Origin of the sequence: Chryseobacterium sp. CFS15 (genome assembly GCF_031118795.1) — a bacterium.
GTDB lineage: Bacteria > Bacteroidota > Bacteroidia > Flavobacteriales > Weeksellaceae > Chryseobacterium > Chryseobacterium indoltheticum.
The window spans coordinates 67,705-91,680 of the sequence record NZ_JAVHYL010000004.1; the positions used below are offsets into that span (position 1 = coordinate 67,705).

The window sequence follows — 23,976 nt, forward strand, 5'->3', positions numbered from 1 at the left end:
AATCAAACTATGCAAATAATAGATTCTGGTCCTAAATATTCTTCAGGAACAAAGGCGCAGATCAATATGCTGTACGTTACCGTACTTACATTGGTCGCCACTTTGGGAGGACTTTTGTTTGGATACGACACGGCAGTAATTTCCGGAGCTGAAAAATCGATTCAGGAATATCTGATTATTCCTTTGGGATTGAGCTCATTAGCGCACGGAGCAACCATTTCGAGCGCGTTGATCGGATGTATTATCGGTGGCGCCATTTCCGGAATGATTTCCACAAAGCTGGGAAGAAAAAAATCATTGATGCTTTCTGCATTTTTGTTCTTCATCAGTGCTTTGGGAGCAGCGTATCCTGAATTTTTATTCTTCAAACACGGCGAACATTCAATGGGTGTTTTGCTGGCATTTAATTTTTATAGAATCATTGGTGGAATTGGTGTAGGGCTCGCTTCAGCAGTCTGTCCGATGTACATTGGTGAAATTGCACCTGCGGAAATCCGTGGAAAATTGGTTTCTTTAAATCAGTTTGCGATAATTTTCGGAATGTTGGTCGTTTACTTTGTAAATTGGGGAATCGCAAGCGGACAAACTGTAGAATGGATCAATGAAATCGGATGGCGATATATGTTTTTATCATTGACAATTCCTTCTGCCCTATTCGGAATTCTATTGTTTTTCGTTCCTGAAACTCCGCGTTATCTGACGTTTATCAATAAAGATGCAGAAGCGCTTAAAATATTAACCAAAATAAATGGAGAAGCTCGTGGAAAAGAAATTTTCTCCGAAATTAAAAGCACGGTCGTCGAGCATAAAAGTGAAATTTTTGCCTTCGGGAAAACCGTAATTGTGATTGGAATTTTACTATCCGTTTTCCAGCAATTTGTAGGAATTAACGTGGCTTTATATTATGCTCCGAGAATTTTCGAAAGTATGGGCGTTCACAAAGATTCTTCGATGTTACAAACCGTTGTAATGGGATTGGTGAATGTAATTTTTACCGTTATCGCTATTTTTACAGTGGATAAATGGGGAAGAAAACCATTATTGATTGTTGGTTCTGTAGGCATGGCGATTGGAATGTTTGCGATTGCGATTTTGTCTTATTATCAAATCATTGGGATTGCCACGTTGGTATTTATCATTGTTTACACGGCTTCATTTATGATGTCTTGGGGACCGATTTGCTGGGTTTTGATCTCAGAGATTTTCCCTAATAAAATAAGAGGAAGTGCGATTGCGATTGCTGTTGCTGCACAATGGGCAGCTAATTATTTAATATCATCAACCTATCCTTTTATGATGGAATTCAGTGGCGCATTTACTTACGGATTTTACGGTGTAATGAGCGTTCTATCCTTATTTTTCGTATGGAAATGGGTTCCTGAAACCAAAGGTAAATCTCTTGAGGAGATTGAAAAGGTTTGGGAAAAATAGATTTATCAGCTATATTTTACATTATTTATTTACAATAAAAGGATTCCGAATGTGGGATCCTTTTTGTTTTTCTTTTCGACATATGCAACTTCTCTTCGGATACGCTCAGGGACCGGGGATTTGAATTGTGTCTTGTTTTAATTAAATTGTGCCTTGTTGTGTTATGATTGTGCCTTGCTGTAATTAAATGCCTCTTGTTGCAGTTTATAGTACCCTTGTTGCAGTTCGGGGTAGGCTTGTTGCAGTTTGGAGTACCCTTGTTTTAGTTTGGAGTATGCTTGTTTTAATTTGGAGTATGCTTGTTGCATTTTGGAGTAGCCTTGTTTTAATTTGAAGGTGGCTTGTTGTGTTTTGGAGGTGACTTATTGATTTAATTATGATCTTTACTCGAAAATTAAATCATCTTCAAACGTTCTTCTTCAAGATCGATTTGGAATAATTGCTGACGGATTATTTCTTCATTAATTTTCGGATCTTTATTAAGTTCTGAAAGATATTCACGCTGAGTTTCAAGCATTTCTATAAAAATAAGTTTTGTTTTCTCATTCATCCAACTGTCGTCGGCGGCTTTTGCGCGTTCTTCCCAATGTCTAAGGAAAATCTCTAAACCTGCATGGTCTTTTAAGTCATTTTCGTATTTAGTTTTAAGAAATTGATAAACATGTTGTTTCAGATCTTTCTTTAATTTCTCTTTCGTTAATTCTTCAGATTCTTCTTTAAAAACATCATCAAAAAACCGGGTACGCTTTATAAAATAAGGAAGCGTAAGACCTTGAACTAAAAGGGTAAGCAAAATCACGACAAACGTAATAAAGAGAATTAAATTTCTATGTGGAAAAGCTTCGCCATTATCTAAAGTTACCGGAATTGCCAATGCTGCAGCGAGCGAAACTACACCTCGCATTCCTGTCCAGCCCAATAAAAGCGGCATCATCCAGCGGCGTGTTCTCGAAGAGGCATGAGGCTGTACACTTGGGCGAAAAATCATCGTAGAAATTAAAGCAGCGTAAGAACTTATCATCCTTGCAGCGATGAGAATTCCTGTTACCAAAACCCCGTAACCGATAGCTGTTTCCAGTGGAATTTGATCTTCCTTCAGTCCATCTACAATTTCCGGAAGTTCCAATCCAATAATTAGAAAAACAACTCCATTTAGAATAAAAATAAGACTTTCCCAAACACTGTATGCGTGAATCCGGCTTGTGCTGTTCAAAAACTTTAAGCGCCTTGCCGACATAAAAAGTCCACCGGCAACGACCGCTAAAACTCCCGAACTGTGAAACTGCTCTGCAATCCAGTACATCAAATACGGTTCAATGATCGTTAATGCAATATCTGAAGGTGCATCGGTTGGAAGAAGTTTGTGAGCCTTTACAAAAAGCCATCCCAAAAGCAAACCAATACCAACGCCGCCAATGACCATCCAAAAGAAACTCATCGCTGCATCCATCCAAATAAACTGACCCGTGCCAACCGCAACCAAAGCGAATCGAAAAATAATCAATGATGAGGCATCATTAAGCAAACTTTCACCTTCAAGAATGGTGGAGGTAGATTTTGGAATTTTGACAAATTTAGTAATCGCTCCTGTACTGACTGCATCTGGTGGAGAAACGATTCCGCCAAGTAAAAAGCCTAAAGCAATAGTAAATCCCGGGATAAAATAGTTGGTAATTAAAGCCACAGATAAAGCGGTAAAAAATACGACCAGAAAAGCAAAGCTACCGATAATACGCCACCATTTCTTCATTTCTTTAAAAGAAATATTCCAGGCTGCATCACATAATAACGGAGGAAGAAATATGAAAAAGATAAGATCCGGATCTATTCTTATGACAGGTAATCCTGGAATGAAACTGATAATCAAACCTCCAACAACCAATAAAATAGGATAAGCAATTTTGAGTTTGGCAGCAAACATGTTTAAAACAACGATCACTGCAACCATTGCTAACAGAAAAGGTAAAAGACTGTGCATGATATTATTTGTGTTTTAAGATACAAAAATAGGGATTGCAATGACATATAAATGAAATTTTCATAACCAAATTTGATATTGATTATGAAAATTGTATTAGTCTAAAATGTTTATTTAAAGAAAGTTGATAGAAAGTGAATTATCTTATGACTTCTAATTCTGTTTTACCTTTTGGAATGTGAAAATAAAGCATATAGGTATTATTTTTAAACTGATTTTCACCCACTTCGTAATTTCCCCAAAGCGGAGAACTTCCATCTATATTATCAATTAATGTAACAATTTTTCCGTCTCCATAGATGGCAACTTTATAATTTTCTAACGGCTGCATTTTGAGCCCCTTCTGTCCCCATCTTTGTAAAAAAGTCGATAAAAAATTGTCATTGGTTTTTTTATCGTAAAAGAAGGCTTGCGCAACCTCTTTTTCTGCCGTTAGTTTTGCATTAGCCATTTCATCTAGTTTTCCATTTTGAAGCCATCCGTGAAATTTCTGATATTCTTTTAACAGTTGCTTTTCCAGAACTGTACTATTCATTTTAGAAAGATCCGTACTGTTTTCCCATCCACTCAAAGTATAAGGAACATCTGCCTGAAAAGTTCCACTATATTCTATGTATGGTTTTCCGGCATCATTTAACATATTCTGGCCACTTTTATCATCTTTTTTCAAAGGAGCCTCAAACTTTACGACTTTACCAAATCTTTTCTCAATATCACCATTTTCACTGAATCTTACGCCTTCGATTTCCATCTCAACTCTTGCACCAGGCTGGATAATATTTTGCGGAACTAATGTCACTTCGCCATTGACCTCTTTTCTATCTCTAACAGGATAAACTTTTATTTTCCATTTTTGAATCCCAGGTTTAAGAATGGCAATATTGATCGGTGTGCTTCCACTTGAGGAACCGTCTCCAGGCCCGAAATATCGATCAACCGGATAATCGTTTATCAATACTTCATAGTTACAACCCCCGATAAATATCATCGCCTGGTAATTGATACGCTGGTCATTATGTTTAACATTTTTATATAAATTTCCAAGAATTTCTGTTGCTTTTACGTCCATATTTTTTTTGTTTTGTCCACAACTTTGCAGGCTTATTAAACTGATTATTAAAATGAAGTATTTGTACATATTTTTTAAATTTATTCTTTTTTGGAAGGAAAATAAAATTTCCCCCACTTCTTTGGTTCTTTCCAGGCATCAATCGCCTGCCAGGTAAACTCGTTGGTACTTTCTACAGAACCATATTTTGATTTACCATCACGACTGCTTACCTGACCGGAAAAGCTAGCTTCACCTTTTATTTCTAATCCTTCGAAAGTCATTTCAGGAGCCAGATACCAACCATAATCATCGGTATCAATAGGAGCCTTCGCCGTCCATTTAGCTGTTGCTTCGGCACCTAATTTACCTGTTACTATAACTTTGACAAAGAATTTCTTCTTTTCGATATTTAATTCTATCGCAATTTTTAATTTAAATTCTAAATCACATTTTAATTCTGCAACTTGCTTGTCATTTGCATTTCGGTCATCTTTATTGAAACTATTTTCGCCCGTTTTGGTATTGAGAAAGCCTTGTAATTTACCTCCAAAAGTACCCGTCGCGCTCAACTCACAAGTAATTTTACTACCGTCACCTATAATTGCCAACGTAATATCTGCCGCTGCAATTACCGCTAATGCGACAGGATGCGCTCTCTGGGCTAAAGCAAGGAAATCTAATGTTGCAGTAATCCCGATAAGCGGTGTCAATTCTAGTACTCCTTGTAAAACAACTCCGGTTTGATTGTAAAACGGACCTCGCTGACTAATATTTTCTAAGCTCCATTCAAATTGTGCTTCTAATTGTGGCCACTGTATACTGATAGAACCTATTGATCTGGTTAATTTCAGATCATATTCTTTTGACTGGCGATCCATTCTACGCTGAAGACTGTCTATATCTTTCTGAGCTCTGGCTCTATCTCTGTCAGTAACCGAAGCTCTATGTCGGGTTTTTGCAGCATTTAATTGATCTTTGGTCTGCTCCAATTCACGCTTTTCCTTTTGGTCTTTTTTATCAGCGACGCTTTCTAAAGCTTCTTTATGTTCTGCATCGGGTTCTTTATACTTTCCCTCTTTCTTATTTTCATCTCCTAAAAAAACAGAGTTTACAAATTTTCCGATTGCTCCTAAGCTTTCAGTTAATGCTTTTACCTGTTTTGTAATATCTGCAGTGGCATCATATTCATTTTCATCATCCCATTTTGCGCCTAATGAAATGCCAATACTTTTTCCCTCACCTGCGGGAATCCATTTTTGTGGTTCTCTTTTAAATTTTGCTTTTTTGGTATTAGCATACCGTTGATTTCCCCAAAGTTCTCTTTCTACCGTAGAATTTGTATAAGACAGTTTTAAGCTCCATCCAACATCGGGATATGTTTTTATAGAAACAGCTTGTTGATATCTGCACGTATTGCTTTTTACCATATACGTGTTTGTAGGAACACCATTTCCCAACCAAAAATATCGAAATATGGGATGTACAGGAATTCCTGCAAGATTAATCGGTGTATAATTATAAATATATCTGGCTTTAAATTTCAATTGCTTATCATCACCATCTGCAGTATACTTTTCTAACTTGCCTTTAAAAGCGATTAATTGCTCATGACTTACGTTGGCTTTGTCGCCACCTATCTGCACTTTTAATTTACTGTCAAAAGAGGTGCTGCTTTTCTCCTCTTCTTCTTTAGCATCTTTTTCTATCTTTTTTTCAGGATAATCTATTAAACTCAAAACATGTTTTTCATGATCATTCAGAGTGCCATCAAAAGAACATTCTGTTGTATCTGTATCAAGATCAATTGTAATATCGTGCGTATTATTCAACGGTCCTGCTACCAATTCGAAAAGATTGAGTGGAGGGATAGATTTGTCTTCTAGCAAATCAATAGTGCGCGTTCCGTCACCCACCTCAAACTTATTATATCCACAAGGATGAAATGCCTGAAAATTTGTTTCTATCTTATCTACGAACACCGGTACATTTCCTGTTTCGGGCATTTGTACTTTTACAGATTCCCGACAATTGACCGTTAAAACCGAGTCTAAATCTTTCTTTTGATCACCAAAATGAATGGTTGGTTTGATAACAATCTGCACTTCACCGATACACCATGCCGGATCTATGAATACATCGACGACTGCCTTTTGAACATTCGGTACTATAGAAATATTTCCATCAGACAAATCCTGTTTTGGATCTACCAGATGTCCCGTTATCGTTCCCGCAGGAGGCTGTATACTTTTGGGATCTGAATAATCATAAATCTCGACTTCCGCTAAAAAAAGATCTTTAGAATCTACTACTTCATAAGTAGAATCGGGCTGCTCAGGCTTTTTATTGGCATATACCTGAATTACACTTCCATAAGTATTCGCCTTTAGCGTTTTACCATTTGCTTTTAACTCAACTCTGATATTATGCCCATACATACTTCGTGTATAGATATGCAGTTGCACTTTTGAGCCGGGGATAATCGGTTTATCAATTTTCAAAGGGTTGTTATCTTTATCATAACCATACCATTCTGCTGTTAAAACCTGTGCATTTTGGCTCGCTGTATGAACATATAAACCAGACTTTATATTTCCTGTAGGTTTAGAATTTTCAAAGAAAGGTTCAAGCCAGGCAAATCCTCCTCCATAGAGGTGTTGTTTAAGAGCTAAATTTACTTCTTTGGTACCTAGGGCAATTGTTTCATTCTGTCCGTTTGGTAAACTGCTACGTTGGTAAGCCAAATTCCAGGCCCATACAACGGACTCAAATTTCTTTTCAAAAGTTTCTAATTCCTGGTTTAAGTTCTTTAGCAGATTATCTTTTGCTTTCTTTAAATTCTCAGCCTTGTTTTTGGCGGCTTTTATATTTTCATCCATGCTTACCTGAGCATGAGTTACTTGTACACCGTTATGATTTTCCATCTCCGTCCATTTACCTCCTTCACTATATCTTTGATTAGCCTGATCAAATAATCTGTTTTGCTCGATTGCTAAATCAATGTCTATATTTTTTTTTTCGTTTTCTAAAGCTGTTATACGTTCCTGGATGTTTTTTTTCCCTTCTATATATTCTTTAATTCCAACAGAAAACACTTGCCCTTCCTGAGTTGTCAAAGTTCTGTACTGTTCATTAAAATCAGCATTATCTGGTTTCAAGACAATAGCGGTTAGTGTATTATTAGCCATTACTAATGTATTAAGATTCTATGTAATCTGTTTTTCTGATATATTCACCAAGATCTGTAAAAGGAAATAATTCCATCAAGACTTCTTTCTCTGCATTCTCTACATTTTGTGCAGATGCTTCCATGATTTGACCGTGATTAATAATGCTTATACAATCCGGAGCTCCAATAGGACAAGTTGCTTTACTATCTTCTAATAATGCTTTGCCGCTGTTATCCTGCAGAGTGATTTTTTCGTAGAAGCCGCTCCATTTCGTCACTACAACCTGACAAGGACTATTATTGAGTTTTGCACAGCTTCCAAATAAATTTTTCTCAAACGTTTTACCAATATCCATATGGGTAGCCATCAATTTCTGGCTCCCATCTTTGTCGTTAATATAGCGCTTGCTTTGCGTCAATACCTTTAGCTTATCGGGTGCAGACCCAAACTTACAGCTACAAATAGCGCCTTGGCAAACAAGATGTTTTTCACTCATAATCTGCGATTTTTGATTGACTCATCAGTTGAGTTTTTCTAATTCATAAAGTTGAAAATCAACATTATGTTTTTTGTCATTTTCAAAATAAGAAATAAAACCAACTATAGAATATATTGCTTTTGTTTCTTTATCTAATTTGTAAAGCAATTCTAATTTTCCTTTTTCACGGTTTTGATTAAATAAATTTTCGTCTTCAACTCCGGTTATCTTTAATGCAATCTTGTTGCCTCTCGTCAATTTTTTCTGCAGCCAATATTGTATTTTATAATTGATCTGTTTTGCAATATCTGCATGATAAATCTGAACTACACTTTCTTTCTTAAAGTCTCCATACGTCTGATAAACAGGCAGAAAAAAAAGTTTATAAAACATATTTCTTTCCAAAAACTGTCGCTTTTTATTGAGATTACAAAAAGTATCATCAAACTGCTGAAGAATTTTATCGGTCGTTTCAGACTGATAGTAATCTTTTAGCTTAAGAAACGTTTCTTTTTTCCATCTTTCAGCAACCTCATCTGCATTCACAATCTTACTTAATGCGCCATTTCTTTCATTTAAAATCTGTAAAGGATATAAAGTATTATTGGCTTTTTCAAATAATTGCTCGATAGTCTGCTCAATTTTATGGTTGTTTACATATGTTTTATCTTTTGTCAGGGTTAAAATATCCAGTGTTCGTTTTACCTTTATTTTGTAATGTATCTGAAGATCTTTGGGTGAAAATTTAATCACAACTCCATACTCTTTTTCCTCATTTTTGGTCGGTAATTCGAGCGTTGTACTTTTTAAGACCTTAATATCCTCCTCTTCATAATTTTTTGACGGCAGATAAACATGCTGTACATATTTTGATAAATTTAAACTCAATAATTCCTGTAATCCGCAGTGTTGATTATGAAATTGAATAACTTCCTGGGGAGTCATTTTATATTCTTTTGAAAACTCTTCCAGATTGAAGATGCCTTCGATTTTTACTTTAGCAAAATTTGTTTCACTGCTCATTGGTTATTGTTACTGAAATTTTGAATTTAAATTTTAATTACTTATATGACTCTTTAAATTTTTTTTCGCTTTTATAAATCCTTACACTATCTGCTTTAAAGGGCTGAGTATTTAGAAAAACTTCCAAACTGTTGTTATCGGGAGCGATTTTAATATTCATCTTAAAGTTTTTTTCATCATTTTCAAATTCTTCATTTGCTTTTTCCCAATTGATGAAAATGCGTCCTTCAAAAGCTTCATCTTTACCCGTTTCCCAAAAGAAATTGATTTCTCTTGGAATTGCTTTTTCTTTTACAGAAGGGTTTATCACAGTCGGTCGCAAGAGAATATCTCTTTCACCGTTATAATAATCTGTATTTATTGAAAACAATTTAAAGTTCTTGTTTTCTGAACTTATCTGAGGTGCCCAGTTGTATTTTTTTCTATACTTTATCCATTTTTCAGGTGACTCATCAGGAAGATAATTTTCCTTCGCCAACTGTTCAAATAAATTGGCATCAACTCTGTACGTTTTCTGATATTTTTCTTTTAATCTCTTAATCTCAGACTCATTGCTGATTTTTTCTGCCTGATATTCACCTAATTCAATTTGCGTCGGTCCAAATCCTAGCCAGACTACAACCATCCCTTTTGGTGCAAAACCAAAAATAAGATCAGACATCCCATAATAAGATTTGGAAAACGCATTATATTTTTTGCGGTAGTCAGGTTCATTATGAATATTAATAAACTCTTTCATCGGCTCATTAGATGACTCCGATTCATCTACAGCGTACGCTCTCTGAACAAACTCTTTTACCTTATCTCTAGGAAAACTTGCTTTTAAATGATAAAATACCCCTTCACTTTCAGCATAATACTTTATATCTGCTCCAATTGGAGTTCCACTCTGTTCGGTAAATCCCTTTCCTGAGTTCCCCCAACTTCCTGAAGAGCTTCCATAAGGCAAATGCGCAGCAACACCTTCTAATGTTATTAAAGAATCTTCTACCGGTGTAATCAAATGTTTATTATCCGTATGCGAAATTTGTACGTTGTATGATGGAACTGTAGATTCTTTTTCCATTTTTTGGCAACTGATATTTTGCAACAGCAAAAAAACACAAACAATAAAATATGCTTTTTTCAAACTTAATTACTTATAAAATTCTTTATAAATTCTTTTATTTCGCAAAGGTTGAGAATTTGGCATTTTTAGTGAGATAAGGATGTTTCTAATTATAATCATTATAAGAATCTTTATATTCACTTTCTGTCTTGAATACTCTTGTACTGTCAGCTTTCAAAGGTTGACCGTTCAAAAACATTTCAAAACTACTATTATCGGGAGCTATCTTAAATTCTAATTTTGCATTATTTCCTGCTTTTTTAAATGCCTCATTCGTTTTTTCCCAACTGAAATAAGCTCTCCCAACAAATTGCTGATCTTTTCCCGTTTCCCAAACGAAGCTAATTTCTTTCGGAATGGCTCTTTCTTTTATCGGAATATTATTAATCCAAGGGCGAAGCATAATTTCTAACTCGGCATTATAATAGTGAAAATTCATTTCAAATAATCTAAGAGCTTTATTTTCGCCGGTAATTACAGGCTTGTAAGCATATCTTATCCGATAATTGTCCCATTCATTTGGAGAAATATCTAAAAACCTATTCTTTCTCATTTCTTCACGTGAAATAGATAGTTTTGAAAATAATTTTTTCTCCAATTCTTTATCGTCTTTAATAACTTCGGATTGATAACGACCCAATTCTATCCGAACACCCGCACCATAACGCAACCATACGACAACCATCCCTTTGGGTGCAAAACCAAAAACCAGGTTAGAAAAACTATTATAAGAATTATAATTTGCACTAAAACGTTCATTTCTACCCAATCGCTTGTATTCTTCTAAAGGGGCTTTATCCTCAGTTGTTCCTCCACTTTGGGCATAGGCTCTTTCCATGTAATCTTTGATCTTCTCTTCGGGAAAGTCAACTTTCAAACGATAAAAAGTATCTTCATATCTTGAAAAGTAGATGATATCTGCTCCGATGGGAGTACCGTATTGCTCAGTCCAACCAGATCCAGAATATCCCCATTCGCCAGAACTGCTACCGTAAGGCAATGCTGCACCATTACCTTCTAAAGTAAAAATTTTATCCTGTATAGGGGTTACATCTAACTTATTATAAGGATGTGATATTTCCACTTGAAATTCAGGCAGTTTTTTTTGTTTCATATCTTGGCAACTTAGGTTTTGGGTTATGAATAAAAAATAGATTATTATTTTGATTAGGGATTTATCCATCTTGTATATTTCTTTTTCTGTATTTGGCTTCCAGTGCACCTTCTTTTTTAGGTGCATTGTTATTAGGATTTGGACTTAATCCAATTTGATTTGCTTTTACCGACCAATGAAGGTATTTATTTCTTAAAGTTTTTAAATCATCTACATTTCCTACTTTGCTTATATATGATAATGATTTTATGTCTTTTATATATTTAGTTGCGGATGGTTTTTTTCCATCATTATACTCTTTTACATATTGGTTTCTGATTTCGTTACACTGGTTTGTATAACCTAATAATTGATTATATATTGGGTTCAGAAAAGGATCATTAATTTTATGATCTTCAGTAATTCTATCTTCAATATACTCTAATCCAAATTGTTTTGAATAATGAAACATCAGGTTTAAAGGTATTTTGTCATAAGAATTAGAGAGTGTTCTGGTACCTACCAATCCATAATATTGACTTCCTTTATTCCACCAGCGATCATACTTTACATCTTTTTGATAAAAATATTTAATTTTTAGTTGGTCTTCAGTATACCATCCTTCTTCAATTACGATCTTTTTAAATTCCTCACATTCTTTATGGGTTGTTTGGTCATACGGATCAAAGCGATTGCAATATAACACAGAAATTTCTTCTCCGTTTCCGTAAGATCCCCCAATATCGGAATGAACACCCGGGAGCGTAAACTCCAGCCCATTAATTCCTGTGCTGTTAATATTGGTTAAATCAAAATTATCTCGATATTCGTCGTCAGCAGCGATCTGAAGAACAAAATCTACTTTGTTGTTTCCAATTGTATTTAAACCTAATTGCTTGGTGTCATTGTCAATTCCCATACCTCCGCGATGATTAAGACCGTAAGAGGCAACAGTATCATACAAACCCGCAAATCTGAATTTAATTTTATTGATTTTTAATTCCTTTCCCACAAGACAGGCACCGAAATACCCGTACTGATTAATAAATTTAAGCTTAGAACCATCTTTATCTTTGATGATAAATGTTCCTTCTGCACCAATATACTCGGGAGGGAAGATCTGCAAAATTGTTTTTCCACCAGAATAACTCATTAAAGGTGGCTTGGTAACTAAATGAACAAAATGCCTTGCGGCGGCAGCTCCTCTGCTAAAACCAAAAACAGTAACAGTAAGAGTGTCAATAATTTTACTTTTATCTGTAATTTTAGTGGCAACTGCTTCGGCTCCTTTTATACAGCCTTTCGTTACTTTACCTTTAATACCAGTTTCGCCTGTTCCTTGTATTACACCTTTTACAATACTATCACTTTCTTTATCTTCTGTCCCAATACCTTCAATATACCAACGAACTTGATTTACAGCGCTTGGATTTAAGGCATCGAAACCTCTTGCGACATTGGTATATTCATTATTATAACTATCATCTTTGTCACTGCTTGCTTCATCGAAATCTCCACCTAATTCTGTATTGGTTTTATTGTTCTGAGTTCCATCAAAAAACAAATTCAGACTTACATCAATTGTATTAATGGGTTTATCATTGGGATTTACTTGGCTGGGATTATTATAACTAACTCCTGTATCGGTCCCATTTTGTAAAACATTTTTTATCCCATTGTGAGTGATATTGCCTTTCGAGAAAGCCAATTGATCGCCTTCTGTTTGAGAACTTACTTTACCTTCAACAAAATATTCAATACTCATGACTAATAGTTTTTAGACTTTTCGCCACTGTTATTTTTAACCTCCTTTTCTGCATGATGCTCAACGTTTCCTTTACTGCTTACTTCAATTCCTTGCAAGCTGATAAGCTTATGTTCTTTCTCTCCGAAAGTTTCCATATCACCCTTTACATAATGAGTTAGTTTACCTGTAACGTTGGTGAAAAAGCTTCCTAAAACTCCTACGTTTTTCATGGCTCCAACAGACTCGGAAAAATTCATTGTCACATTTTCAGTTTTATTCATTCCTACTGTATTCGATTGATTGGCTCCAACAGTAGTTGTCATATTTTGTCCCACAGAAATATTCATATTGCCACCGGCATTAAAATTCATATCATTAGGTGCAGTTACCGTAATATTTCCTTTTCCATCCATAAAATAAGTATTACCACTTGGATCTAAAATAGTTACGCTTTTCTCATCATCATTCATCAAAACTTTAATCCCACTTTTGGTTTGGATGGATCGCATATGATTATTAATTCCACCGCCTAATCCAATTCCCCCGTGAAACATTCCGCCCATTACAAAAGGTCTGTCGGGATGATTGTGTACAAAATTCACCATCACTTGATCTCCCACTTCCGGTATGGCAACATATCCCCGGTTTTGTGTGATTTGGTCGGTTCCTCCTGCATCGGGACTCATCATTCTTATAAAATGAGTGGTGTCATTTGTTTGCCAGTCAAATCTTACCTGAACTCTTCCCTGTCCTTCCGGATCGGTATTTGAAATTACAGTAGCAATTTGGGGTTGGGCAATTGGTATTGTGAATTCAGGCTTAGGTAAAAATCCTGTATCAGATGCAATTCCCTGAAAACTTCCGGTGTAATGACCAATCGTATCTATTTCATGCGTTGCTTCTGTAACCATGATTTTTGTGAAATAGGAGGTTTCATTCGTATCCGGTTTCCGCATTTCGATATCGACACTGCATCCCGGATGTAAAAAAGGAACTGTTGTAGAGCCTGAAACACTAAAGACATTTACGCCTTCACTTCCTGATGTGCTTTTTTGTGAATATTCAACATCCAAATGGGTGGTTGCTTTTATCGGAGCAACTCGTAAAGAAGGTGTTTTGTAAATAGCATCATTGTGCTGATACGCTGTTTTTGCCAAATCTCCAACATGTTGAATAGGAGTTGAACCTGATATCAGTTTTTCATTTTTATTGCTGTTGTAACCGTAAAATTGTGGTTTCGTATGAACAGCCTTCAATTCTACTTTTATATCATTGGCACTGCTTCCGTAGGTTAACTTGATCGGTTGATTTTGTGGAGGAAGTTTTCCAAAATGAAGAACTTCACCATCATAATAAAACTGCTCGCCATACGCTTCTGCCATTCTTGCCAGATAATTGTAATGCGTCTCGTCATATTGGCTGCTGTAAATGATTTGAGAATAATCATTTGTATCGATTCTGATATCAAAACGGCTTTTATCTAAACCCTGCCTAATCACTTCTTCAGCAATAATTCCCATATTGACAGCCTGATTTCCGCCAAAACTCTGAATATGCGGTGCCCCATCCAATAAAATAGTAGGACTATAACCTGATAAGATAATATTTCCCAAACTCATTTTTTCCTGACTGAAACCTACGCCGGTAATTACACCGACAAAAGTACGTTCCGGACTGTTTTCAATGTCTTTATAAGAAATAACGGCCGTTAATCTTTTGCCCAAAAACTTATTGGCTTCTTCTAAAGTATGCGTTTGGCGGTCGCCTAAAGTATCGTGAGCTAATGTCAGTGTAAATTCGTGATGTTTCTGAGAACTTTGGGTAAGCTTGAAATGCTTATAATATTTGATCACCTTACCTTCAATGACCAAAGATAATTTTACCAAGCGATTGATCCCGGTATGATGGTTTTCTGAAATTCCTGCCGCATTCTGAGAGGGACGAAAAGTAGTATTTCCAGATGTGTCAAAGTTTTTCATATCTGCGTAATTTTGGTGTATAGAGCATAAATTTATAAAATATTATTCATCTCAGGATGATAAATTTTTATAAATTTTTCTTAACTGATTAATGACATTTCAAATTAGACCTTCTCATATCTCGGCTGAACTATTCTTTTGAAAAGAGGAAGGACAAAAAAGACCGTCTTGCGACAGTCTTTTTATATATTGTAATAACTCTGTAGATTTTAGCTTGTTGGCCAAATTCCTTCGTACGCAGAGTTTCCGTAGTTGATTTTTTCAGCACTTACAACAAAACTGATCAACATTGAGTTTTCGTCTACCGCGTCGAAGTCTACCTCATGCTGAATTACATAACCATTTTCCCAGTTTAAAGTAATTAGAGTTCCTTCTTCGTGAGATTTGTTGAATGTAATTTCACCAGTTGTCGGCTTATATTTTCCGTTTAACAATGACTCAAGGATGTCAGATTTTTCTGTTGCCTCGATCGTTAGTTTGATAAGCGCATTTGATGGGTCTGATGCTACTCTACCTGAAACGTCTGTTGATCTTGAAACGCTGTAGTTCAGCTTTAATAATTTTTGACCTTCGCTGCCGTTGAATTTTAAGATTCCTCTTGAATTTGCTGCCATGATAAGTAAATTTTAATCGTTAGTATTTTTTGTGATTTCTATAACCCAAAGATAGATACACCAACAATATCTTTAAAACATTTGACCATCTTTTTGAAAATTTGTAGTAATTCTACGATTTCATGTCGTAAAACTACGATACCCGTAAAAAAGTTTTGGTAAAACAGATTGTCTATGCAATATTTAATCAAAAATGAAAAATTATAGCTTGCACGCTATTGGTATGCATAATTTGATTAAATTTACCACCATTCCATAAAGGAATATGATGGAAGATTTAACGTTAGTCCAGAATACCTATGACAAAGAAAAATGCCACTATTTATGATATTTCAAAGAAGCTAAACGTAAGTGTGGCAACGGTTTCCAGAGCATTGAACGATAATCCGAGAATCAGTCAGGCAACGAAAGATCTGGTGATTAAAACGGCAAAGGAAATGAACTATAAGCAGAATAACCTTGCCAAAGCCTTAAAAAGCGGGGAAACCAAAAACGTAGGAATCATCGTTCCATACATCAATACCAACTTTTTCTCGTCTGTCATCCGTGGAATTGAGGAAGAACTTTCTCTTCACGGATATCATGTAATTATCTGCCAAAGTCATGAAGATGTTTTAACGGAAAAAAAGCACCTCAACACTTTATTGAATGCTCAGGTTGACGGAATTTTCATGTCGGTTTCCCGTACTACAATTGATACGGAACATATTCAGCATATTTTAAATACAACCAATACGCCCATCATATTTTTCGACAGAAAAAAAGACATTCCCGGAATCAGTACCGTTACGATTGATGACTACAAAGGTGGCTACATGGCCACTGAACATCTTATTGAGGAGGGCTACAAAAACATCTGTCATTTTGCCGGAGATCTCAATCTTGAGATTTATCAGAACCGTCTGAATGGCTATAAACAAGCTTTGATTGATCACAAATTTCAGGTAAAAGAAGAAAATATCATCTCTACCGGAAGTTCGATTGATGCCGGAATTGAAGCCATCAAAACCTTATGGGACAGTAAATCTATTCCCGATGCTATATTTTCTGCCAGTGATTTTGCGGCGTTAGGCGCTTGCCAGGAATTAAAAAAACGCAAAATTAAAATCCCTCAGGAAGTTGCTGTTATCGGCTTTTCGAATGAACCTTTTACCCAGTTTATGGAGCTTCCGATGAGCTCAATGGATCAGACGCCTTTAATTATGGGAAATATGGCGGGGCAGGTATTTATAGATCACATTAAAGATAATTCTTCGGGAGTTTCTATTGAGAAGAAGGTTGTTTTAGCACCGCAGATTTGTGTAAGGAAGTCTTCAAAAAGGAAGTAAATTTTCTTTTGTCTTAAAACAAAAGAAACAAAAGTTCAAGACCTGGAACTGAAAGGCTAAAAATATATTCTGTTCTCTAAAAATTCTAAAACTTGCGCGAATTTATAATTGTTTCTTCGATCCTTAATTTGTCTCGCGCTTCGAACAGAAGAATTTTCTTAACGTTCACAGAAATCATTTTCTTAACGCTTTCATTTCCTATGTCGTTTTTACAGTTAATTAAACAACATCTTCGTCATCTCTCTATTTTGTATAATTGCAATGAATTCTTAGGGTATAATAAGATTGGATAGTAGTTTATTTTTTAAATTTCTTTTGTCTTAAAACAACAGAAACAAAAGTTCAAGACCTGGAACTGAAAGGCTAAAAATGAATTCTGTTCTCTAAAAATTCTAAAACTTGCGCGAATTCATAATTGTTTCTTCGGTTCTTAATTCGTCTCGCGCTTCGAACAGAAGAATTTTCTTAACGTTCACAGAAATCATTTCTTAACGCTTTCATTTCCTATGTCGTTTTTTTAAACGCATAAAATATTTGTCAGCATTCCCTTTACAGACACTTTGTCATTCTGACGAAGGAAGAATCTCAGCTTTAATTTTATTTTGCTATTAAATCAAAAGTTCTACAAATTCAAACAATAGAGATAAACGAAAGATTAAAAATTCCCCTCCTCTGGAGGGGTGGCGAAAATTCGAAAGAATTCTTGACGGGGTGGTTTGTTTTCACCAGTAGATGGAAAATTCTATTGTAAGTATTTTAACCACCCATCTCTTACCTTTCGGAAAAATCCACCTCTCTGAGGGAAGGGAATTTCCCGGTGAATAAAATTGGTGTTATTTCAGGCATTCAAAATTTTTCTTTTCGTTTTAATTTTTTTCCTACCTTAGTTATTCCTCAAAATAAAAACACACGATTTTATATACATAGTATTAACCTTTAAAATCAAAAATGATGGGATTAACAAATTTGAACTCCACGCATTTGAGCAGTGCAAAGATCACTGCCGCACAGGATGCCATCGCGGCATTGGAAACAGCTCTTGCTGAAATAACAGTCAATCTTTCACCTGAAGACCGCAGGCGTTACGGAAGCATCAATGAACAAAACAAACTGTTTGTAAACAAAGTCTACGACTACAATCAGAGCCAGTCTAACCTGAGTTCACCCGAAGTAGATTGGGACGAATTCAACAAAGATCACAGCTCCCGAAATAATATGGAGGGAATGATCAGCAGACTTGAAAGCCTTATTACGAGACTGAATAATGCAAAAACACTATATGATTACGACAATTATCAGTCGGCATTGGTTGATTATTCATACACTACCTACAAAGCAGGTACAGCATCATCGGGATTTGAAGACAAATACAAAGACCTGAAACAGTTCTTTGTGAAAAATTCAGTCTCTACAGCTCCAACCGAGGAGAAAAAGTAAAACAACGATAATTAATCACCCCTTCAATTATACGAAGGGGTATTTTTATGCTTTCAAACCGTCTTTTAATATATTCGATACGTTGTTGAATACTCGGGAGACGTTCTATATTTCTTCCGAGATGTTTCGGATAGCTTCGGAGACGTATTTTAGCTATATGGAGACGTTATTTGATGGTCGGAAGAGGTTGTTGACTCCTCGGGATACGTTGTAGATAAGTCGGGAAGGGTCTTTTACCTATACCGGCCTATCTTTTACCTGTCGGGATAGGTTGTGTAACGTGTCCGGATGTATTGAGAATCCCATCGGAGGCGTCGATAACCTCGTGAGACTTCTGATAAACTTATCGGGATAGGTTGTACAACGTATCGGAACCTTTATAGAACGTATCGAAACCTCTTCGGAACGTGGCGGAATAGGTTCTGGACGTGTCGGTTGGGGTTCGGAACGTGGAAATATCTGTTTTTGTTTTGCTGGCGCGAGCGTCTCGCTCGTATCTTTTTGAATGGGCACGAGCAGGATGCTTGCGCCAGCGTGGTTTTTTTATTATATATTTAAAATTTGCTGTTCTTTTATTTCATTATTTTTAATGAATTATAGTTTCGACTGACGTTTGAGTGAATCTAAATGTCGTCAGTAATTTAACAAAGAATTCTTATGTCAGAATTAAAACTTTTCCCATTTTTTAAAGAGTACATAGACTCCGAAAACACTGGAAGTATTTTGGAAATTCGCAATAAAATTAAAAATGATGAACTAAAAAGTGAATTGGAAAAATTTATTTCATTATCTACAAAACAATTGAATATTGATGGTTTAAATTTTAGCACTTTAATTTTAACTGCTTATGAATTTAATTTTGAAAATTCAGATAAACATTTTGACTTTCTACTTGAATCTTTAAATAAAATAATTGAAATTGGGAAAATAAACCACTATAAATTTGATAATAAAAGCTCTTTTTTTATAGCACAATTTTTTGATATTATTTTATATCAAATCTCCCCAAAGTTTGATATTACTTTAAAATGTGTCTATAGAGAAATTCCTAAAATAGTTAACGAATTAAGTGAAGTACAGTACAAAATTGGAAGTCATATTGAAATAGCATTATTGAAATCAATTGAACTTTTAGATTACGAATTAATAGATTTTAAAGAATCAAAAATAGTATTGAAGAAAATTATAAAAAATCATTTTGACGATAACATTATTGAACAAGCAAAAGAAAAACTAATTGAAATTGAAAAAAACTACTCCTAATAAAGTATAAGCACGGATTGCAAATCCGCGCTATCGTCGCGATGTCGCGGATTTGCAATCCGTGACTTTTCAATTATTAAATTTTGTACTTTTAAATAAAAACACAGATGTCTACAAAATACAAAGCTTTAGATATCGATCAAGCGTACTTTATTACAATCACAACGGTAGGCTGGGTTGATGTATTTACAAGATTATCGCAAAAAATGGTCATTATAGATTCTTTAAAATACTGTCAAAATCAAAAAGGACTTTCCATTTTTGCATACTGCTTGATGTCAAACCATCTTCATCTCTTCTGTCGTGCAGACAGTAAATACACTTTATCTGAAATCATGAGAGATTTTAAAAAGTTTACTTCGAAAAAAATAATCGAAACCATACAGTCTGAACCTGAAAGCAGAAAAGAGTGGATGTTGGATTATTTTCAAAAATCCTGTGAGCATTTATCAAGAGAGCAAAAGTTTAAAGTCTGGCAAGATGGCTATCATGCTGAAGAAGTTTTTTCAAATAAATGGATTAAGGAAAAGATAAATTATATTCATCAAAATCCCGTAAAACAGAAAATAGTGGCAGAACCTGAGCATTATTATTTCAGCAGTGCACGAAATTATGCAGAGTTAGATAATGCTTTGGATGTTTTTGTGGTTTTTATGGGGTGACTTGTTGTGTGTTACACGGATTGCAAATCCGCGACATCGAGAAAATTACCTGGCGGTGGTTCTACATTTCTATTTAAAGGTGATAAGAAAAACTTTGCAAAAAGTATAAATTCACTAGATAAAAGTAATTTTGAAAATTTTCGAGAAATATTCAATAAAATATTGGAATTAATCAAATAAAACTGGCTATAACTTTGGTCTTGCAAAATGCGAGCTTAAGTGCAAAATTGAGCTTCTCGTCTTTTTATCCGCCAAAGCTGTTTGCTTTGCCCCCAGATAGCGAGGATTTATAATCCGTGACTTTCTTCAAACATAATAAATTGTAAGCACGGATTACAAATCCGCACTATCCACAAAAAAGAAAATGCTCCCTACACGATGTAGAAAGCATTTTCAACCCTAATATTTAATATAATTAACCCATTACAGAGAGACACCTCGTCTCCATGGAATGAAATCATTCTGATTAAGAACGTCCGCTTTGGTTTTTACTTCGCCGCTGGCAACGTTGACGATAAGTTCCAGAAGTTCGTCTGCCGCTTCGGGAATTGTTTTTTCTCCGCTGATCACGGTACCTGCATTAAAATCAATAATGTCTGACATTTTTTCTGCCAAAACCGTGTTGGAAGAAATCTTCACAACCGGCGTAATAGGATTTCCCATCGGAGTTCCAAGACCTGTAGTGAAAAGCACCACTGTTGCTCCTGAACCGACTAAAGCAGTTGTACATTCGGCATCATTTCCGGGAGTACACAGAAGATTCAGACCTGGTTTTGTGGCATATTCTGTAAAATCAAGAACTTCAACAATTGGGGCAGCTCCGCCTTTTTTGGATGCTCCTGCAGATTTCATGGCATCGGTAATTAAGCCGTCTTTGATGTTTCCGGGAGACGGATTCATATCAAATCCTGAACCTGCCGCAACCACGGATGCTTCAAAATCTTTCATCAGTTTCAGGAACTTTACACCGTCTTCATCGTTGATGCAACGGTTGACTAGCTCCTGCTCTACTCCACACAATTCAGGAAACTCGGCCAACATGGTTGTTCCACCTACTGCCGCCATAATATCTGAAACTTCACCCAAAACTGGATTCGCAGAAATTCCTGAGAAACCGTCCGAACCACCACATTCCAGACCAATGTTCAGTTTGGTGATGGATGCAGGTTTTCTTTCTATTTCGTTGGCTTTTTTAATGCCTTCATAAGAATCTTTGATAACACCAGTCAGCATTTCATCGATGGTTCCCGATTTTTGCTGTTCGTAAACGACAATCGGTTTTTTGTTATTTGGAGCCAATGCATGCAGTGAATCCATGAAAATCTGTACCTGAAGATTCTGACACCCTAAGCTGAGAACCGTAGCTCCCGCCACATTCGGGTTGTTGACATATCCTGCAAACAGTCTTCCCAACGCTTCAGCGTCCTGACGGATTCCGCCACAACCACCTTGATGCGTGATGAATCTTACATCTATATTTTTAAAAACTCGTGTATCTGGTTCTTCTTCTTCAGCTTCAACAGTTGCACCGCCGTTTAATAACGAACGCAATAATAACTGATGTTTGCTGGCTTTGTCGTGAAGTAATTCTTTTTCAAAAATATCTTTCAGCGTTTCGATATTCTTGTTTTCGCAGAATACCAACGGGAAAAACAGCCAAACATTTTCTGTACCTACCTGTCCGTCTTCACGGTGAAAACCATTGAAAGTACGGTCTTTCCATTTGTCTACATTGGGTGGAGTCCAGCCCAAAGTTTCGGTTTTCCCGACTACTTTTGCACTTTGGTGTTTTACATTTTCGGTAGTAATGACTTCGCCTTGTTTGATGGATTGATTGGCTTTTCCAACGATAACGCCATACATTAAAATATGGTCGCCATCCTCAAAATCCACGGCAGCGAATTTATGTTTTGCTTTAATATCTTTAAGAATCGTATAATCTGTACCGTCTAAGTGCACCGATTCTCCGGCAGGTAAATCCAACAGCGCTACAATAACGTTGTCTTTGGGATTTACTTTCAGTACTTTCTTTTGCATGATTTCTAAGAATAAAATTGAATAAAATTTTTGTAAGCAGTTTCCATTTCATTGTGGTCGATTTCGTACAATGCTTTTGCAACTGCGGCTTTCAGGCCTTCAACCTTCGTAAGGTCTGTATCCCAGAACAGTTTTTCGCTTAACGAAAGTTCTGAAACTACTTCATAATCTTCGTTTTTCCAGATTTCTCTGAATCTGTTCACGATTGCTTCTTCGTCATTCAGAGGAAGAGATTTTTCACCAAAACTTCCCTGGTAGAATCTGATTAAACTTGCCAGAGAGAACGTTAAGTTCAACGGAAGTTTGTTATTTCTTTCAACATACGTCAACAAACTCGGAACGACTCTTACTTTAAATTTAGAAACAAAATATAAAGCAATGCTCGCCAAATGGTGCTTGATGAAAGGATTTCTGAATCTGTCGAACACTTCTTCAGCAAATTCTTTCAGTTCAGTTTCATCTAAACCTAAAGTCTGATTCACTTCATTAAATATCGATTCGCTTAAAAATGTTCCGATAAACTGGTCATCGATTGCTTCTTTTACGATTTCTTTTCCTGCTAAAATTGCTGGAGCCAACATCAATGTATGTCCGCCATTCAGAATTCTTACTTTTCTCAAACGGTACGGCTGAATATCATCCACCACCAAAATCTGTTCGTTGATCTGATCGAAAGGAATTCTCTGTTTTAAGTCTTCACCTCCCTGAATCACCCATAAAAGGAATGTTTCAGAAACCACCATCATCGGGTCTTCATAATCCAACTGGTCTTCATACGTCGCAGCATCATCTTTCGGGTAACCCGGAACAATTCTGTCGACCAAAGTATTATGGAAGTGATTGCTGTTTTCAATCCATTGCGCAAAACCATCTTCTAAATTCCAAAGTTGGGCATATTTTAAAATAATACCTTTTAAAACAATCGCATTTTCTTCGATCAGTTCGCAAGGAATAATTCTCAACCCTTTATCTGCTGCTCCATTGAAATGCTTGTATCTTTCATGAAGTAACACCGCTACTTTCGCAGGGAAATTTTTGTGCGGACCGTCGTAGGTATTTTCAGTTTCGTCGTAGGCAATTCCGGTTTCGGTTGTATTTGAAAAAACAAATTCAAGTTCTTCTTCTTTTGCTAATTCTAAAAAATCGCTGTAATCTACATAAGGATTAATCGATTTTTGAATCGCTGAAATCACGCATTTTTCATCGATGATTTCTCCTTTTTTTATTCCTCTGGAAAATAAAGTGTACAGATTCCCCTGTTCTTCAAGTTTGTGAACAGAACCGTTTGGAGTCGGCTGAATGTTGACAATTCCTGCGTTGAAATCTGCTTCTTTGTTTAATTTATCAATCACATAATCTGTAAATCCGCGCATGAAGTTTCCTCCACCGAACTGTACAATTTTGATTGGTAATTTTGTATCTATACCGCTGTTTTGACGGTTTAATTTTTGTTTTGTCTGATTTTCCATTTTTCTAAATTGAATTAAATTGTGTTTTTAATTCTGCTAAATCTTAATGCTTTTTTAAACGCAAAGTCCGCAAAGATTTTTTTAAAGCTTGATGTATATTTTTAAGTTCGC

At 35.8% G+C, this 23,976-nt stretch carries 17 protein-coding genes; 5 read left to right on the forward strand and 12 right to left on the reverse strand.

From position 1 onward, the window contains the following. Positions 1-9: 9 nt before the first annotated feature. On the forward strand, positions 10-1,431 hold the full coding sequence (gene xylE, locus OH814_RS07400) for a D-xylose transporter XylE (RefSeq protein ID WP_115620247.1): 1,422 nt from the start codon (positions 10-12) through the stop codon (positions 1,429-1,431). 394 nt (positions 1,432-1,825) lie between these two features. On the opposite strand, the gene OH814_RS07405 is transcribed toward xylE, so the two are convergent. From OH814_RS07405 to tssD, 10 genes are all read right to left on the reverse strand, one after another. Further along, on the reverse strand, positions 1,826-3,409 hold the full coding sequence (locus OH814_RS07405; protein ID WP_308827740.1) for a Na+/H+ antiporter: 1,584 nt from the start codon (positions 3,407-3,409) through the stop codon (positions 1,826-1,828). A 139-nt stretch (positions 3,410-3,548) separates the two neighbouring features. Beyond that, the gene (locus OH814_RS07410) at positions 3,549-4,478 is read right to left on the reverse strand and encodes a hypothetical protein (RefSeq protein WP_308827741.1); all 930 of its coding nucleotides are present in this window, start codon (positions 4,476-4,478) and stop codon (positions 3,549-3,551) included. Positions 4,479-4,558: 80 nt separating this feature from the next. Continuing rightward, positions 4,559-7,645 (reverse strand): hypothetical protein, encoded by a 3,087-nt coding sequence (locus tag OH814_RS07415; protein ID WP_308827742.1) that lies wholly within the window; start codon positions 7,643-7,645, stop codon positions 4,559-4,561. 10 nt (positions 7,646-7,655) lie between these two features. Continuing rightward, entirely contained in the window at positions 7,656-8,123 is a 468-nt protein-coding gene (locus OH814_RS07420) for a DUF4280 domain-containing protein (RefSeq protein WP_123886045.1), read from the reverse strand. 24 nt (positions 8,124-8,147) lie between these two features. Continuing rightward, entirely contained in the window at positions 8,148-9,128 is a 981-nt protein-coding gene (locus OH814_RS07425; protein ID WP_308827743.1) for a hypothetical protein, read from the reverse strand. A gap of 37 nt (positions 9,129-9,165) precedes the next feature. Next, positions 9,166-10,194, reverse strand: a complete 1,029-nt coding sequence (locus OH814_RS07430) for a DUF2931 family protein (protein WP_308827744.1) — start codon at positions 10,192-10,194, stop codon at positions 9,166-9,168. A 148-nt stretch (positions 10,195-10,342) separates the two neighbouring features. Further along, a complete protein-coding gene (locus tag OH814_RS07435; protein WP_308827745.1) occupies positions 10,343-11,350 on the reverse strand; it encodes a DUF2931 family protein in 1,008 nt (335 codons plus the stop codon). A gap of 61 nt (positions 11,351-11,411) precedes the next feature. Next, positions 11,412-13,094 (reverse strand): DUF2235 domain-containing protein, encoded by a 1,683-nt coding sequence (locus OH814_RS07440; protein ID WP_308827746.1) that lies wholly within the window; start codon positions 13,092-13,094, stop codon positions 11,412-11,414. A gap of 2 nt (positions 13,095-13,096) precedes the next feature. Then, a complete protein-coding gene (locus OH814_RS07445; RefSeq protein WP_308827747.1) occupies positions 13,097-15,055 on the reverse strand; it encodes a phage baseplate assembly protein V in 1,959 nt (652 codons plus the stop codon). A gap of 209 nt (positions 15,056-15,264) precedes the next feature. Beyond that, entirely contained in the window at positions 15,265-15,669 is a 405-nt protein-coding gene (gene tssD / locus OH814_RS07450) for a type VI secretion system tube protein TssD (protein WP_076557900.1), read from the reverse strand. 299 nt (positions 15,670-15,968) lie between these two features. Between tssD and OH814_RS07455 the strand changes: the two genes are divergently transcribed. The 4 genes from OH814_RS07455 to OH814_RS07470 all read left to right on the forward strand — a co-directional run bounded on the left by OH814_RS07455 (position 15,969) and on the right by OH814_RS07470 (position 20,359). After that, positions 15,969-16,997, forward strand: coding sequence for a LacI family DNA-binding transcriptional regulator (locus OH814_RS07455; RefSeq protein WP_115620256.1), 1,029 nt, complete (start codon positions 15,969-15,971; stop codon positions 16,995-16,997). Between the two features lie 951 nt (positions 16,998-17,948). Next, positions 17,949-18,434, forward strand: coding sequence for a hypothetical protein (locus OH814_RS07460; protein WP_076558037.1), 486 nt, complete (start codon positions 17,949-17,951; stop codon positions 18,432-18,434). A gap of 657 nt (positions 18,435-19,091) precedes the next feature. Then, positions 19,092-19,697, forward strand: coding sequence for a hypothetical protein (locus tag OH814_RS07465; protein WP_123886051.1), 606 nt, complete (start codon positions 19,092-19,094; stop codon positions 19,695-19,697). Between the two features lie 107 nt (positions 19,698-19,804). Beyond that, positions 19,805-20,359, forward strand: coding sequence for a transposase (locus tag OH814_RS07470; protein ID WP_123886052.1), 555 nt, complete (start codon positions 19,805-19,807; stop codon positions 20,357-20,359). 423 nt (positions 20,360-20,782) lie between these two features. Here OH814_RS07470 and OH814_RS07475 read toward each other — a convergent pair whose 3' ends face one another. Beyond that, positions 20,783-22,396, reverse strand: coding sequence for an altronate dehydratase family protein (locus tag OH814_RS07475; RefSeq protein WP_308827748.1), 1,614 nt, complete (start codon positions 22,394-22,396; stop codon positions 20,783-20,785). Positions 22,397-22,401: 5 nt separating this feature from the next. Beyond that, positions 22,402-23,865 (reverse strand): tagaturonate reductase, encoded by a 1,464-nt coding sequence (locus OH814_RS07480; protein ID WP_308827749.1) that lies wholly within the window; start codon positions 23,863-23,865, stop codon positions 22,402-22,404. Between the last annotated feature and the right edge of the window lie 111 nt (positions 23,866-23,976).

What these genes read in the sequence shown, in the direction of transcription:
- OH814_RS07445 (WP_308827747.1), bottom strand. Translation starts at nt 15,055, where the DNA reads ATGAAAAACTTTGACACATCTGGAAATACTACTTTTCGTCCCTCTCAG.
- OH814_RS07410 (WP_308827741.1), bottom strand. Translation starts at nt 4,478, where the DNA reads ATGGACGTAAAAGCAACAGAAATTCTTGGAAATTTATATAAAAATGTT.
- OH814_RS07405 (WP_308827740.1), bottom strand. Translation starts at nt 3,409, where the DNA reads ATGCACAGTCTTTTACCTTTTCTGTTAGCAATGGTTGCAGTGATCGTT.
- OH814_RS07455 (WP_115620256.1), top strand. Translation starts at nt 15,969, where the DNA reads ATGACAAAGAAAAATGCCACTATTTATGATATTTCAAAGAAGCTAAAC.
- OH814_RS07465 (WP_123886051.1), top strand. Translation starts at nt 19,092, where the DNA reads ATGTCAGAATTAAAACTTTTCCCATTTTTTAAAGAGTACATAGACTCC.
- OH814_RS07480 (WP_308827749.1), bottom strand. Translation starts at nt 23,865, where the DNA reads ATGGAAAATCAGACAAAACAAAAATTAAACCGTCAAAACAGCGGTATA.
- tssD (WP_076557900.1), bottom strand. Translation starts at nt 15,669, where the DNA reads ATGGCAGCAAATTCAAGAGGAATCTTAAAATTCAACGGCAGCGAAGGT.
- OH814_RS07460 (WP_076558037.1), top strand. Translation starts at nt 17,949, where the DNA reads ATGGGATTAACAAATTTGAACTCCACGCATTTGAGCAGTGCAAAGATC.
- OH814_RS07420 (WP_123886045.1), bottom strand. Translation starts at nt 8,123, where the DNA reads ATGAGTGAAAAACATCTTGTTTGCCAAGGCGCTATTTGTAGCTGTAAG.
- OH814_RS07425 (WP_308827743.1), bottom strand. Translation starts at nt 9,128, where the DNA reads ATGAGCAGTGAAACAAATTTTGCTAAAGTAAAAATCGAAGGCATCTTC.
- OH814_RS07470 (WP_123886052.1), top strand. Translation starts at nt 19,805, where the DNA reads ATGTCTACAAAATACAAAGCTTTAGATATCGATCAAGCGTACTTTATT.
- OH814_RS07415 (WP_308827742.1), bottom strand. Translation starts at nt 7,645, where the DNA reads ATGGCTAATAATACACTAACCGCTATTGTCTTGAAACCAGATAATGCT.
- OH814_RS07475 (WP_308827748.1), bottom strand. Translation starts at nt 22,396, where the DNA reads ATGCAAAAGAAAGTACTGAAAGTAAATCCCAAAGACAACGTTATTGTA.
- OH814_RS07430 (WP_308827744.1), bottom strand. Translation starts at nt 10,194, where the DNA reads ATGGAAAAAGAATCTACAGTTCCATCATACAACGTACAAATTTCGCAT.
- OH814_RS07440 (WP_308827746.1), bottom strand. Translation starts at nt 13,094, where the DNA reads ATGAGTATTGAATATTTTGTTGAAGGTAAAGTAAGTTCTCAAACAGAA.
- OH814_RS07435 (WP_308827745.1), bottom strand. Translation starts at nt 11,350, where the DNA reads ATGAAACAAAAAAAACTGCCTGAATTTCAAGTGGAAATATCACATCCT.
- xylE (WP_115620247.1), top strand. Translation starts at nt 10, where the DNA reads ATGCAAATAATAGATTCTGGTCCTAAATATTCTTCAGGAACAAAGGCG.